13 protein-coding genes are annotated in these 12,936 nt (G+C 66.5%); 3 read left to right on the top strand and 10 right to left on the bottom strand.

Annotation, left to right across the window (positions count from 1 at the left end; all coding sequences use genetic code 11):
- Window positions 1–73: 73 nt before the first annotated feature.
- Complete coding sequence (locus tag ACFOHJ_RS03370) at window positions 74–1,228, top strand: hypothetical protein (RefSeq protein ID WP_378218524.1); 1,155 nt, start codon at window positions 74–76, stop codon at window positions 1,226–1,228.
- 7 nt (window positions 1,229–1,235) lie between these two features.
- Here the strand turns inward: ACFOHJ_RS03370 and ACFOHJ_RS03365 are convergent, their stop codons facing one another.
- The 5 genes from ACFOHJ_RS03365 to ACFOHJ_RS03345 form a co-directional block, all read right to left on the bottom strand.
- Window positions 1,236–2,036 (bottom strand): TrmH family RNA methyltransferase, encoded by an 801-nt coding sequence (locus ACFOHJ_RS03365; RefSeq protein WP_378218522.1) that lies wholly within the window; start codon window positions 2,034–2,036, stop codon window positions 1,236–1,238.
- A gap of 47 nt (window positions 2,037–2,083) precedes the next feature.
- On the bottom strand, window positions 2,084–2,419 hold the full coding sequence (locus ACFOHJ_RS03360; protein ID WP_378218520.1) for an ArsR/SmtB family transcription factor: 336 nt from the start codon (window positions 2,417–2,419) through the stop codon (window positions 2,084–2,086).
- Window positions 2,420–2,668: 249 nt separating this feature from the next.
- Window positions 2,669–3,442, bottom strand: a complete 774-nt coding sequence (locus ACFOHJ_RS03355; protein ID WP_378218518.1) for a HugZ family pyridoxamine 5'-phosphate oxidase — start codon at window positions 3,440–3,442, stop codon at window positions 2,669–2,671.
- 69 nt (window positions 3,443–3,511) lie between these two features.
- The gene (locus ACFOHJ_RS03350) at window positions 3,512–4,273 is read right to left on the bottom strand and encodes a 3-hydroxyacyl-CoA dehydrogenase (protein ID WP_378218516.1); all 762 of its coding nucleotides are present in this window, start codon (window positions 4,271–4,273) and stop codon (window positions 3,512–3,514) included.
- Between the two features lie 59 nt (window positions 4,274–4,332).
- A complete protein-coding gene (locus tag ACFOHJ_RS03345; protein WP_378218514.1) occupies window positions 4,333–4,848 on the bottom strand; it encodes a GNAT family N-acetyltransferase in 516 nt (171 codons plus the stop codon).
- Between the two features lie 279 nt (window positions 4,849–5,127).
- Between ACFOHJ_RS03345 and ACFOHJ_RS03340 the strand changes: the two genes are divergently transcribed.
- Window positions 5,128–6,117, top strand: coding sequence for a glutathione S-transferase family protein (locus tag ACFOHJ_RS03340; protein WP_378218512.1), 990 nt, complete (start codon window positions 5,128–5,130; stop codon window positions 6,115–6,117).
- A 2-nt stretch (window positions 6,118–6,119) separates the two neighbouring features.
- Here ACFOHJ_RS03340 and ACFOHJ_RS03335 read toward each other — a convergent pair whose 3' ends face one another.
- The gene (locus tag ACFOHJ_RS03335) at window positions 6,120–6,617 is read right to left on the bottom strand and encodes an NUDIX domain-containing protein (protein ID WP_378218511.1); all 498 of its coding nucleotides are present in this window, start codon (window positions 6,615–6,617) and stop codon (window positions 6,120–6,122) included.
- A gap of 53 nt (window positions 6,618–6,670) precedes the next feature.
- Here ACFOHJ_RS03335 and ACFOHJ_RS03330 point away from each other — a divergent pair, with 53 nt between their 5' ends.
- Window positions 6,671–7,597 carry a metallophosphoesterase family protein gene (locus ACFOHJ_RS03330; protein WP_378218509.1) on the top strand — a complete coding sequence of 309 codons (927 nt, stop codon included), beginning with the start codon at window positions 6,671–6,673 and terminating at the stop codon, window positions 7,595–7,597.
- Here ACFOHJ_RS03330 and ACFOHJ_RS03325 read toward each other — a convergent pair.
- From ACFOHJ_RS03325 to leuA, 4 genes are all read right to left on the bottom strand, one after another.
- Complete coding sequence (locus tag ACFOHJ_RS03325; RefSeq protein ID WP_378218507.1) at window positions 7,587–8,201, bottom strand: hypothetical protein; 615 nt, start codon at window positions 8,199–8,201, stop codon at window positions 7,587–7,589. The two genes, ACFOHJ_RS03330 and ACFOHJ_RS03325, sit on opposite strands and share 11 nt — an antisense overlap.
- A 65-nt stretch (window positions 8,202–8,266) precedes the next feature.
- Window positions 8,267–9,040, bottom strand: a complete 774-nt coding sequence (locus ACFOHJ_RS03320; protein ID WP_378218505.1) for an alpha/beta fold hydrolase — start codon at window positions 9,038–9,040, stop codon at window positions 8,267–8,269.
- Entirely contained in the window at window positions 9,030–10,760 is a 1,731-nt protein-coding gene (locus ACFOHJ_RS03315; protein WP_378218503.1) for a tetratricopeptide repeat protein, read from the bottom strand. The genes ACFOHJ_RS03320 and ACFOHJ_RS03315 overlap by 11 nt, the downstream gene beginning before the upstream one ends.
- A gap of 121 nt (window positions 10,761–10,881) precedes the next feature.
- The gene (leuA, locus tag ACFOHJ_RS03310; protein ID WP_378218502.1) at window positions 10,882–12,600 is read right to left on the bottom strand and encodes a 2-isopropylmalate synthase; all 1,719 of its coding nucleotides are present in this window, start codon (window positions 12,598–12,600) and stop codon (window positions 10,882–10,884) included.
- Window positions 12,601–12,936 lie beyond the last annotated feature (336 nt).

Raw genomic sequence — 12,936 nt, 5'->3', positions numbered from 1 at the left:
CCGGATGCGGACGTGGCACAGTCCAGGCATGATCCCGGCGTGTATGGAGCCGGGCTGTAACGAGTAAGGCGCCTTGATCCAACCTGTCCTGTTCTTTGCGCTTGGGTTCTTGTGCGCCGGTTTCCTGGCGCTGCTGGTCGCACCTGCCATCTGGCGGCGCGCGGTGCGGCTGACGCGCCGGCGCGTCGAGGCCTCGGTGCCGCTGACGCTTTCCGAAATCCAGGCCGACAAGGACAGCATGCGCGCCGGCTTCGCCATGGCGGTGCGCAAGCTGGAAATGGACGTCCGGGCGCTGCGGGAAAAGTCGGCCGAACAGATGGTGGAGATCGGCCACTCCCATGAGGCGCTGGCTGTGCTCGAGCGCGAGCGCGCGGTGCTGGACGAAAAGCTGGAGCAGAGCGTGAAAGAGGGCGCGGGGCTGCGCGAGGAACTGGGCCAGCACGCGGCACAGGTCCAGGCACTGTCCGAACGGCTCAAGCTCGCCGAGCAGGCGGCGGCCGAGCAGGCGCGGGAACTGGAGCGGCTGGGCCAGTTGTACGAAGAGGCCAGCTTTTCCGCGAGCAACCGGCAGATCGAACTGGTCTCTCGCGAGGCCGAATTGGAGAAGCTTTCCAGCAGCCTTTCGGTCCTGCGCGAGGAAAACAAGAACCTGGCGCGCAAGGGGAAGGAGGCGCAGGCCCAGGGCCAGCGCGCCGATACCGCGCTCAATGCCGAGAAAAAGAAGGTGGCCGACCTGGACAAGAAGCTGCAACGGATGATGGCGACCCTGGCCGATCGTGACGACAAGATCGACCGTCGCGAGAAGGAACTCGCACGCCTGCGGCAGCAGCCGGAGGCTCCCGCGGCAGCGCCGGTCGTTCGCGGCGGCCGCGAGATCGACAAAGCCATCGCCAAGCTCGACGCGGATCGCCGGAGCCTGGAAGGCAGGCTGGTCGAACTGGCGCGCGAGAACAAGAAGCAGCGAGCCGAAGCGGCGTCCGGCGAGGCGGTACGCTCCGGGTCGGAAGCGCTCGACATCGCCGCTGCCGGGCTGTTGCGCGGCCAGATGCATGAGCTTGCCGCCGAGGTCGTTGCGCTGACGGCGAGGCTCGAAGGGGAGGAGGCGCCGATCGCGCGCGCTCTCGCCGCTTCCGCCGTCGCCCAGCCGCCTTCCGGCGGCAACGGCGCCTCGATGATGAGCCTTGCCGAGAGGATAAAGGCCTTGCGGAAGGTCACGCCGGCCGCCTGAACCCGCGCTACTCGCTTTCGGAGAAATGGTGCAGGGCAATGGCCGAGGCGGCGGCGACGTTCAGGCTGTCGAAGTCCCTGCGCATGGCGATGCGTACCGTCGCCAGTTTGTCGAGCAGGTCCTTCGGCAGGCCCTCGCCCTCGGTGCCGAGATAGAGCGCCACGCGCCTGCCGCGCCGGACGGTGCGGATGTCCGTTGCGCCGGCGGGCGAAAGCGCGAACTGGTCGTAGCCGTGCCGGGCGAGTTCGCGGGTGAAGGCGGCAGTGTCCTCGAACGACGCGAACGGCACTTTCAGCGCGGCCCCCACCGATACGCGGATCGCCTTGCGGTACAAAGGATCGCAGCAGGTCGGGTCCATGAACACGGCATCGGCGCCGAAGGCGGCGGCGTTGCGGAAGATGGAACCGATGTTGTCGTGGTTGGCGATGCCGACCAGCACGACGACGAGCGCGCCGGCAGGCAGTTCCTCCAGCAGCGCCGCGGCGGTTTGCGGAGCGTGCCGCGAACCGACAGCCAGGATGCCGCGATGCATGTGGAACCCGGCGATCTTGTCCATCGTCTCGCCCGAGACGACGTAGACTGGCAGGTCGGGCGGGGCCTTGGCCAGGATGCCGCCCAAGCCCGCCAGTCGGTTTTCAAGCACGAGGACGGATTCGGCCCGGAAGCGCTGCGCCGTCAGCAATACGTCGAGCACCACCTTGCCCTCGGCGATGAAGCGCCCCTGACGGCCGGTGAGGTCCCGTTCCTTGATATCGAGATAGGCGCCGATGCGAGGATCGTTCGGATCGGCGATGTGGATGAGGGTCATGGCTGTTCCGGCGCTTTTCGCCGGAATGGACCGTGGCGGCTACGGGGTCAAGTTCCGGTCGCGCGCAAGAAGGGTTCCGCATTTTCGGTTTCGCCGAACAACTCGTCCAGCATCTGCAACAGGGCGCGGGCGGCCTCGGACTTGCAGGAATAATAGATCATCTGGCGGTCGCGGCGCGTCTGCACCAGATCGAGCGCGCGCAGCTTGGCAAGGTGCTGGGACAGGGCCGACTGGCTGAGCGACACCTTTTCGGCGATGGCGCCGACCGACATTTCACCCTGAAGCAGGTAGCTGACGATGACCAGCCGTTTCTCGTTGCCCATCAACATGAGAAAAGCCGCCGCCGCCTTGGCGTTGTCAACCAGCGCTGTCGAAACCGTCATTGCCCACACTTTTCCCTTGGTCGATCGCTATGGGGGCAAATAGCGTTCGAAATCCTGCAATCAATCCGTCGCCGCATAAATCAGGATCGTTCAACAATACTCGGTGGACCATGCGGTGGCCCGGTAACAGACAGCGTCAAGCATGTGCGCAATCCCGCAATGCGCGATGCTTGGGCGCTGTACGCGGCGAAGGGTACGGTTTTTCGCCGAGATCACAAGACATCTGTGGCCGCCGGCGGCAAAAAGCGGTCACGACTGTGGCGCTTCTGCCGCACGTGCGGCCTTGGCCATTTGCACCAGGGCGGGCCTGAGGTCGGCCGCGGTCTTCAGCGGTTCGGGGAAAAACACGCGGCAGCCGTCGTCGCCGCTGGCAAGGTCGATGCCGTCGGCGTCGAAGCCTGTGGCGGTCCAGCCGTCGCCCGAAGCCCTGGCGAAATGGTGCGCATAGAGGGCGATGGCGTCGAGGTGGTCGCTGTTCATATGGTCGAGCGCGCCCTGTTCGCTGGCCGCGAGTTCCTCATTGACGGCGCCGGCAACCAGCAGGTCGGAGCGGGTCAGCATATAGGCCTTGCCGAAGCCGGCATTGAGGCTTCCCGTTTCCGGCTCGAGGCGGAAGATGGAGAAATCGCCGAGGCCGGCATAGAGCTTGGCCTTGGGATTGTGGTTGAGGTAGCGCCGTTCGGCGCGGGCGTCGTCCGGGCTGCCGCGCTCCAGCCGCACCGCGCGGCAGGACAGCGAGATGCGCGGATGCGCCAGCGGGTCGCCCTTGCCGGTGACGCCCACCAGCAGCGAGCAGCGCGGATCGGCCAGGATCGCCGGCGTGTGGGCCGACAGCATCGAAACCAGGATCAGCGGGGTGCCGTCGAGGTCGGTGGCGACGCCGACGCGGTTGATCGAGGGCGCGCCGGTGTTCGGGTCGAGGAAGGCGATGGCGCCGTGGCGGGCGCTTCGCACCAATGTCTTTGCCAGACGGATCGACTGGGCGTCCGTCGGGCGGATGACATCCTTCTTCTTCTCTTCCACGTCGCTCACCAATAAGCTGATAAAAACAGTCTACTTATTGATCGATGCGACCCGCCTTGGCAAGGCCCGTCAGCGCGGAGCCATGCGGATCGCGCCGTCGAGCCGGATCGTCTCGCCGTTGAGCATCTGGTTTTCGACGATGTGCAGGGCAAGCGCCGCATATTCGGCCGGCTCGCCGAGGCGCGGCGGGAAGGGCACCGCTACCCCCAGCGAATCCTGCACTTCCTGCGGCATGGCGGCCATCATCGGCGTCTTGAAGATGCCGGGCGCGATGGTGCAGACGCGGATGCCGGAGCGGGCAAGGTCGCGCGCCACCGGCAACGTCATGCCGACCACGCCGCCCTTGGAGGACGAATAGGCGGCCTGGCCGACCTGGCCGTCATAGGCGGCGACCGACGCCGTGTTGACGATGACACCGCGCTCGCCGCCCTCCAGCGGATCGAGCTTCGCCGTCTGGTCGGCGACGAGGCGGATCATGTTGAAGGTGCCGATCAGGTTGATCTCGATGACCCGGCGGTACTGGTCGAGCGGATGCGGGCCTTCCTTGCCGATGGTCTTGACGCCGATGGCGATGCCGGCGCAGTTGACGAGGATGCGTGCCGGGCCGAGTTTTTCCCCCACTTCGGCGATCGCGGCGACGGCGCTTTCGGCGCTGCTGACATCGCATTTGACGGCGATGCCGCCGATGGCCTCGGCCACCTTTTGCGCGCGTTCGATGCCGACATCGAGGATGGCGACCTTCGCGCCCCTGACGGCGAGCGCGCGTGCGGTCGCTTCGCCGAGGCCGGAGCCCCCACCGGTTACGATTGCGACCTGTCCGTTCGGATTCATGGGCTTCTCCTGATCATGATGCGCACAGTACGAAGCCGTTTCCGGCCGTGCAACCGCCGCTATCCGTTATGCGCCTGGGCGGCATGGCAGACCTCGCCGGCAAGCTTGCGAACCGCGCCCGGCGCGATCTCGTGCGCCAGTACCCGGTTGAGGTCGACCGGTCGCGGGAAGGTCAGCTGGCCATTCGGTATCCTGGCGAAGCCGAGCGGGCCGTAATAGGGCTCGTCGCCGACCAGCATGACGGCCGGCGCACCGGCCTTGGCCGCCGCTTCCAGCGCGATCGCCACCAGCCGCCGGCCGATGCCGAGGTTCTTGTAGGCCGGGCACACTGCGAGCGGCCCGAGCATGTGGGCGCGGCCGGCGCCGGCCGCGATCGGCGTCATGCGCACCGAGGCGATGACGGCTCCGTCCTTCAGCGCGACGAAGGAAAGCGCGCGGTCGTGCGGGCCGCCTTCGCGAATCCGGTAGGCGGCGCGGCTGAAGCGGCCCGGCCCGAAGGCTTCGTCGTTGAGGATATCGATTTCGGGGTCATGCGCCGGGGTTTCCGGCAGATAGGTGACGTCGGCAGAGCTCATGGGGATTGCGTTCCGATATGCAAGGAAAGAGCCGCCATAGGGCGGCGGTCGCCAGTCGGCGCCGTTCAGGCGCGGGCGGTCTTTCGTCGTCGGTCGAACCGAACCATATCAGGAACATCAGCCATCGTGTTCTTCCGCTAGCATCAAACGCCTTGCCCTGCAATCGGGCTTGCCCCTGCAATCAGGCCGGTCTGTACCGTTGACGCTCTGTTCAGTGGCAAAGGGCGTTCGAAACGCCATTTTGTGGCGTAGAAGGATTGCAGGAAGAAAGGCAGGGTCATGGGATTACTGGTCGAAGGAAAATGGCAGGACCGCTGGTACGACACCAAGTCGACCGGCGGCCGGTTCGAGCGTTCGCAGGCGCAATGGCGCGACTGGGTGACGCGTGACGGCAAGCCGGCCGAGGGACGCACGCGCGGCTTCAAGGCGGAGCCGGGCCGCTACCACCTTTATGTATCGCTGGCCTGTCCGTGGGCGCACCGCACGCTGATCTTCCGGGCGCTGAAGAAACTGGAAGACGTCATCTCCGTTTCCGTGGTGCACCATTACATGGGGCCTGACGGCTGGACGTTCCGGACGGAAGACGGCGCTACCGGCGATACGCTCTACGGGCTCGATTTCCTGCACCAGATCTACACCATGGCCGATCCGGCCTATTCCGGCCGGGTGACGGTGCCGGTGCTGTGGGACAAGCGGGAAAAGACGATCGTCAGCAATGAATCGTCCGAGATCATCCGCATGCTGAATTCCTCCTTCGACGAGTGGGGCGATGCCAGCGTGGATTTATGCCCGCCGGCGCTGCGCGGCGAAATAGACGAGTTGAACGCCTTCATCTACCCGGCGATTAACAACGGCGTCTACCGCGCCGGCTTCGCCACCACGCAGGCCGCCTATGAGGAGGCGTTCCAGGCCCTGTTCTCGGCGCTGGACCAACTCGAGGAGCGGCTGTCGAAGCAGCGCTACCTGACCGGCGAGCGCGTCACCGAGGCCGACTGGCGGCTGTTCACGACGCTGGCGCGCTTCGACCCGGTCTATGTCGGGCATTTCAAGTGCAATTTGCGCCGGATCGCCGACTATCCGAACCTGTCGAACTATCTGCGCGATCTCTACCAGGTGCCGGGCGTGGCCGGCACGGTGAACCTGCTCCACATCAAGGCGCATTATTACGGCAGTCATCCCACCATCAACCCGACTGGCGTTGTGCCGCTGGGGCCGGTGCTCGACTACGATGCGCCGCACGACCGGGACAGGTTCCGGGAAGCGGCGTAGCCTTACCAGTAAGGCGATGCCTCCACCCCATCGAACACCTCGGCGATGCGCCTCCGCGTCGCCGGGGTGGTGCCGTCAGGCAGGCGGTCGAGCGGGAAGAAGCCGGCTTCGGCGATCTCGTGATCGGGCGTCTTCGGCGCCGACTGGATAAAATCCTCGATCAGGTAGAAGGCGACGTGGTCGCGCCGGCTCGCCTGGCGGTTGAAGTGCACCGACCGCAGCCGGGGCGGGGCGGTGAAGGCGATGTTGCCTTCCTCGCCGAACTCGCGCTGCAGCGCCTCGGCGCTCGTTTCTCCCACCTCGACGCCGCCGCCGGGCAATTGCCAGCCGGGCACGTAGGTATGGCGGATGAGGAAGACCGACCTGGTCGCGCGGTCGTGGACGAGGCCGCGCACGCCCAGCGTCATCGGCCGCCTCAGCAGGAAAAACAGGTGGAACAGCTTTGCGCGCAGGCCGGGCCAACCGGTCTGGCGGAACCGCTTTTCGTCGTCTTCGTTCATCGCGCGGCGATCTCGCGGTGGAAAGCGCGGCGCGGGTCGCCTATGAAGAAAAAATGTTCAGGCTCGCGCATATTTCCGATGTCCATCTGGGGCCGCTTCCCGCTGTAACCTATCGCGATCTCGCCTCCAAGCGCGTGGTCGGCTACGTCAACTGGCAGCGCAATCGCCGCCGCCACATGGTCGATGCCCTCACCGATACCCTCGTCGCCGACCTCAAGGCGAGCGAGCCCGGCCATATCGCCGTGACCGGCGACCTCGTGAACCTGGCGCTCGACGGCGAGATCGAGCTGGCGCGGCTGTGGCTGGAGACGCTGGGCCCGCCGCACGACGTTTCGCTGGTGCCCGGCAACCACGACGCCTATGTGCCCGGCGCCTTCGGCAAGGCCTGCCGCTCGTGGTCCGCATGGATGAGCGGCGACGGCGAGGAGGGACCGGTCAGCCGCGACACGTTCCCCTATCTGCGCGTGCGCGAAAACATCGCGCTGATCGGCGTGTCGACGGCGCGCGCCACCGCGCCGTTCATGGCCAGCGGCTTTTTCCGGGAAGGGCAGGCCGCGCGGCTTGAAAAGATCCTGGAGGAAACCGCCGGGCGCGGGTTGTGCCGGGTCGTCATGATCCATCACCCGCCGGTCAGGGGCGCGGTTTCGCAGCACAAGCGCCTGTTCGGCGTCGGCCGCTTCCAGAAGGCGATGCGCCGCTGCGGCGCCGAACTGATCCTGCATGGCCATTCGCACCTGCCGTCGCTCTACCATCTCGACGGCGCCGGCGGGAAAATCCCGGTCGTCGGAGTGGCGGCGGCCGGGCAGGCGCCGGGCGGCTCGCATCCGGCGGCGCAATACAACCTGCTCGATATCGACGGCGGAAAGGGAGACTGGCGCATCCGGCTGACGCGGCGCGGCCTGACCGGCACCGCGCTGCCGCTGGCCGATCTTGAAGCCGTGGAGCTTAGCGGCAAGGCTGCTGCCTTCGTCAGGAACTGAACAGCGCCGCGCTGATCCGGTCCCAGAACAGCACCGCCGAGAAGCCAAGCCCGAACAGGACGCCGGCCAGGACCAGGGCGAGGCCGGCGACCAGCGTGGCCCAGACCCTGCTGCGTACAGGCGCGCGCAGCGGCGGTTCGGCTTCCGGCACCGGCGCGTGCCTTGCCCCCACCATGGCCGGCTCCGGGCCGCCTTCCAGCATGCGCTGGCGCTCGACGATGCGCTCGGCGACGTAGCGCGTCACCTGGTCGGCCACCGGCTTCATGTCGGTCGATTCCGCCAGCACCACGCGGCCGATGCGCGTATCCTTGAGAAAGCGATAGGTACGGCGGTCGCGGCCCATGGCGACATGGCTGACCGCGTCGATCCACAGCCGCGGCTGCAGGCCCGACGAGACGGTGAAGTCGAAATTGTCCATGTCGGCCGGCACGTCGGCAAAGACGGGGGCGAGTTCGGTGGCCAGCAGTTCCAGCCGCATGCGGTGGGCGTCGCGCATGTCCACGACGACGTCCTCGCGGTCGGCAAGCGCATTCTTGACGTCGCGAACCGCCTGCGGAAGGTTTCGCGCCTGGTCGGACGGAGCGTGGTCGTTTGCGTCTTTCATCGGCGTTGGCCTCGGTTGGTTAACGAGGAATTACCATAGAAGATGGTAAAATTGCAGCCGTTGCGTCAAGCGGCGGCAAGGTTCGCCATGATTGCCTGCCGGACCGCGTCGGGAGCCTCGCCGACCAGCATGTGGCCGGCGCCCTCGATTACTTGCCGATGGAAGCGGGCGGGCAGGCCGTCGGACTGCGCGAAGGGCAGCACGGGGTCGGCCGTGCCCCACAGCACGGTTGCCGGCATGGCGAGCGTTGCCAGCGCCTCGGCCGGGATGACGCCCTGTCGTTCGCCGCGCGTGATCGCGGCGGCAATCTCCACCAGTTTTTCGATCTGGCCCGGACGCTCCCGCATGGCAAGGCCGGTGTCCAACTGATCGTCGGGGACGACAGCGCTTTCGCCCGACATGGCTTGCAGGCAGGCGCGCAGCTCGTGCCTGTCGGCGGCCTCGGCATAGCGGCGCAGCAGCGGGCCGTTGATCTCGGGGCCGAAGCCGCCGGGTGCCAGAAGCGTCAGCGAAGCGACGCGTCCGGGCTCGGCCAGCGCCATCAGGGCCGCGACCGCGCCGCCCATCGAGTGGCCGACGACATGCGCTCTGTCGATCCCGCACCGCGAAAGGTAGGCGAGCAGGGCGCGTGCGGCGGATTTGGCCGATCCCGCTCCCTCGGCGTCGAGGGACAGGCCGTGGCCGGGCAGGTCGCAGGCAAGGACGCGCGTGGTGGGCGGCAAGGGCGCGGCTGCGGCATCCCACACGCGGTGGTCGGCGCCGAAGCCGTGCACGAAGACGACCGCCGGGTCGCCGGTTCCGCTGTCGGAAACGAAAAGGGCGGCCGGGTCAGCTTGCACCGGGGATACCGGCCTTGCGCAAGGCGTCGACCAGACGGTCGGTCAGTTCGGGGGGGTAGTTGCGCTCGACGAAGACCGGGCGCGGATTGGCGGCGAACTTCGGAAACTCGGCGATCAGCGTCCGGCGAAGCTTTTCGGCCAGGACCCGGTCGCCGGACGCCTCCGCACTGATGATGCGGGCGGTGAGATAATGGGATTTGGGGATCGTCGTCGTCAGGGAATCGCTGGCGCGCTTGGCGCCTTCCATGTCGCCCAGCATGAACTTTCCGGCGAACAGCCCGAAATCCCACCAGGTCGGGCGCGCGCTCGAAGCGTCGATCGCGCGTTCCAGGATCGGCGTGCCTTCGGCATAGTTTCCGGCGAATACCAGCGCATAGCCATAGGCCGCGCCCATGCCGAGATCGTAGGTGTTGAGTTCGTAGGCCTTGCGCATCCAGCGGACGGCGGCGTCGGTCTTGCCCAGCCGGGAGTTGATGTAGCCGTAGGATCGGTGGACGGAAGCGCTGGTCGAACCCATTTGCAGGGCGTTTCGCGCCAGCGCCAGGGCCTGGTCGGTCGTCGCGCCGGCTGGGTAGGGGAAGCGCTTGGTCACCGCCTCGAGCTGCAGGGCGGCCGCCTCGGAATAGACGAGCGGCGACTTCACGCCCTGCTCGATCAGCGATTCCACGCAGCGATAGGCGGTCCTGTGCGTCTGGGCGTTCTGGTCGAGATAATATTTCTCGTCCAGGAGCAGGCATTGCGTCAGTCCTGCCTGGAGGTTGCCTTGCTCGATATAGTTGTAGATGGCGCCCGAGGCCGGGACGGACGCGGTCAGGATGCCGGCGATGCGGTCGTCCAGTTTCGGCGACGCCAGGGTCTCCGCCGACAGCCTTCGCGACAGCAGCACGCGGCCGGTTGCCATGTTCTGCAGTTCGAGCAGGAGGTCGCCGTGGGAAGAGCCGGGAATGACGCGGAAGACGAAGCTGGTGCGGCTGGACGAAAGGGGCTGCTCGTCGACGCCGTGGCCGATGAAATCGATGGTGTCGAAGCCGGAAAGCCCCGTTCGCAGCGCGATGACCACGCGTTCCGCGTCAGGTCCCTTGGCATCGGCGTCGACATAGACGGCGGGCAGGTCGGCGGGGGAATCCGTCCTGGCGATGCTGCTCGTGGCGACGGCGGTCTCCACGGCCGCCGCCTCGATGCCGTCTGGCGGCGAAAGAACGCCCTGGCGGACGAGCAGCACGCCCAGCATGGCGATGACGACGGCGATCGCACCCCAGAAAAAGCGCAGCTGGCGCGCGATGGCGGGTCGTGCCGCCGCCCGGCGCTTTGGTGGCGGTGGTGCGTCCGCGACAATGGCGGGCTCGCCTTCTTCCTCCGTCGCGACGGCGGCCGGTTGCTCGACCGGCTCGTAAGTCGGGACATAGCTACCGCGCGGGATGGCGATGCGGACGGGTTCCGAGGCGCCTTCGGTCGCGAAATACTGGTTCAAAAGTTCACGCAGCCTGCCGGCCTGCACCCGTACCACGGCGTCGGTCGAGGAATCGAATCCTGCATCCCTGCCGAAGACGTCGACGGCGATGGCGAAACCCTTGAGCCGGTCGGCCTCGCCGGCCAGTTGGCGCTCGACCAGATAGCGCAGGAGCTCGCGCGCTCGTTCGGAACGCCCAAAGGTTTCGCTGGCGAGCAGTCGCTCCAGCGTTTCGCGCACTGCGGGGGCGGCAGGCGTGGAATGCTGCAAGTGTCAGACCTTTCGACGGGCGGCACGGTTAAGGTCGCAATCATATAACGCCGTGGCCCGCGCACAAGCGTATGTTGGTACTGGCCCACAGGACGATCTCCGGCAGGCCAGTACCGGCCGGTCAGCCGGCGTCGTAGCCGATGATGCGGTTGGCTGCCGAAACCACGGCCTCCAGCGAAGCGGACGAGATGTTGGTGTTGATGCCGGCGCCGAACAGCTTGCCGCCCGGATGCTCGACCTCGACATAGGAGATCGCGGAGGCGTTGGAGCCGCGCTGCATGGAGTGCTCGGAATAATCGAGCACCGACATCTCCACCCCGATATGGCGCGACAGGGCGTCGACGAAGCTGTCGATCGGGCCGGTTCCGGTTCCGGTGATGGTCACTTCCTGGCCGTTGTCGAGGATCGTCGCCTCGATCAGGCGCCGCCCCTTCACCTCCGTATCCGGATAGGTGCGGTGCTCGACATATTTCAGGCGCGCGCCCGGCTGGTCGACATAGGCTTGCAGGAACTGCTCGTAGATGCGCCTGGCCGGCACCTCCTTGCCTTCCGCGTCGGTGATAGCCTGGATGGCGTGGCTGAACTCGATCTGCAGGTTGCGCGGCAGGTTGAGGCCGTAGTCGGCCTGCAGCACATAGGCGATGCCGCCCTTGCCGGACTGGGAGTTGATGCGGATGATCGCCTCATAGGAGCGGCCGACGTCGGCCGGGTCGATCGGCAGGTAGGGCACTTCCCACAATTCCTTGTTGGCGGTCTTGAGCGCCTTCATGCCCTTGTTGATCGCGTCCTGGTGCGAGCCGGAGAAGGCGGTGTAGACCAGTTCGCCGACGTAAGGGTGGCGCTCGGGGATCGTCAACTGGTTGGCGTATTCGTAGACGTCCTTCATCCGGTTGATGTCGGAGCAGTCCAGCTTCGGGTCGACGCCCTGCGTGTACATGTTGAGCGCCAGCGTCACGATGTCGACGTTGCCGGTGCGCTCGCCATTGCCGAACAGCGTGCCTTCGACACGGTCGGCGCCGGCCATCAGGCCGAGTTCGGTGGTGGCGATGCCGGTGCCGCGGTCGTTGTGCGGGTGCAGCGAGACGATCAGGTTTTCGCGGTTGTCGAGATTCCGGCACATCCACTCGATGCGGTCGGCGTAGGTGTTGGGCGTCGCCATCTCGACGGTCGAGGGCAGGTTGATGATCAACTTGTTTTCCGGCGTCGGCCGGATGATCTCGGCGACCGCGTTGCAGATCTCCAGCGCGACCTCCAGTTCGGTGCCGGTGAAGCTTTCGGGCGAATACTGGAAGCGGTAGCCGCCGCCTGCTTTCGCCGCCATGTCGGCGATCATCTTGGCGGCGTCGGTGGCGATCCGCTTGATGCCGCCGACGTCCTTCTCGAAGACGACGCGGCGCTGCAATTCGCTGGTCGAGTTGTAGAAGTGGACGATCGGCGTCTTCGCGCCTTCCAGCGCCTCGAAGGTGCGGGTGATCAGTTCAGGCCGGCACTGCACCAGCACCTGGAGGTCCACGTCGTCGGGCACGTTGCCTTGCTCGATGCACCAGCGGTTGAAGTCGAAATCCGTCTGCGAGGCGGAGGGAAAGCCGACCTCGATTTCCTTGAACCCCATGTCCAGCAGTAACTGGAACATGCGTGCCTTGCGCTCGTGGCCCATCGGATCGATGAGCGCCTGGTTGCCGTCGCGCAGGTCCACCGAACACCAGATCGGCGCACGGTCAATGACCTTGTCGGGCCAGGACCGGTCTCTGAGGCCGACGGTGGGATAGGGGGCGTATTTCCGGGCGGCGTCCGGCATGCCCTTGGCCGTGGTTGCGGCGGCGATGGTATCTTGTTTCATGGGTCTTCTCGTTTCCGGCGGCCTGACGAAAGCGCCACGGGCGGCTTCGGTTGGCAGGCTGCGCCTCTACCAGGTTTCAATCGCTGAAGTTGACTTTGCCAAGGAGCATCGGGGCCTGACGGCGGTTGTCGACCGCCGGGCGCTCCTTCAGCGGACCCGGCGATCGCCAATAAGGCCGAGAAGAAGAAGGGCAGAGGTGAGCGCGCGCAACGTCTCGCCGGCGAAGCCGGTCGGGCGAAGGGTTGCCGATGCGTGGCGCTTGTTCATGGCCGCTTCCATACAGGAGCGCTGGCCGCGAGGCAAGCGTTGCCTGCGAGGCAAGCGTTGCCTGCGCCC

The organism is Aquamicrobium soli (assembly GCF_042646345.1).
Classification (GTDB): domain Bacteria; phylum Pseudomonadota; class Alphaproteobacteria; order Rhizobiales; family Rhizobiaceae; genus Mesorhizobium; species Mesorhizobium soli_A.
This window is presented reverse-complemented; position numbering and strand designations above follow the sequence as displayed.

Bases quoted from the DNA above. Each gene is read 5' to 3' on its own strand.
- ACFOHJ_RS03365 (WP_378218522.1), bottom strand. From the start codon at position 2,036: ATGACCCTCATCCACATCGCCGATCCGAACGATCCTCGCATCGGCGCC.
- ACFOHJ_RS03360 (WP_378218520.1), bottom strand. From the start codon at position 2,419: ATGACGGTTTCGACAGCGCTGGTTGACAACGCCAAGGCGGCGGCGGCT.
- ACFOHJ_RS03350 (WP_378218516.1), bottom strand. From the start codon at position 4,273: ATGAATCCGAACGGACAGGTCGCAATCGTAACCGGTGGGGGCTCCGGC.
- ACFOHJ_RS03345 (WP_378218514.1), bottom strand. From the start codon at position 4,848: ATGAGCTCTGCCGACGTCACCTATCTGCCGGAAACCCCGGCGCATGAC.
- ACFOHJ_RS03340 (WP_378218512.1), top strand. From the start codon at position 5,128: ATGGGATTACTGGTCGAAGGAAAATGGCAGGACCGCTGGTACGACACC.
- ACFOHJ_RS03335 (WP_378218511.1), bottom strand. From the start codon at position 6,617: ATGAACGAAGACGACGAAAAGCGGTTCCGCCAGACCGGTTGGCCCGGC.
- ACFOHJ_RS03330 (WP_378218509.1), top strand. From the start codon at position 6,671: ATGTTCAGGCTCGCGCATATTTCCGATGTCCATCTGGGGCCGCTTCCC.
- ACFOHJ_RS03325 (WP_378218507.1), bottom strand. From the start codon at position 8,201: ATGAAAGACGCAAACGACCACGCTCCGTCCGACCAGGCGCGAAACCTT.
- leuA (WP_378218502.1), bottom strand. From the start codon at position 12,600: ATGAAACAAGATACCATCGCCGCCGCAACCACGGCCAAGGGCATGCCG.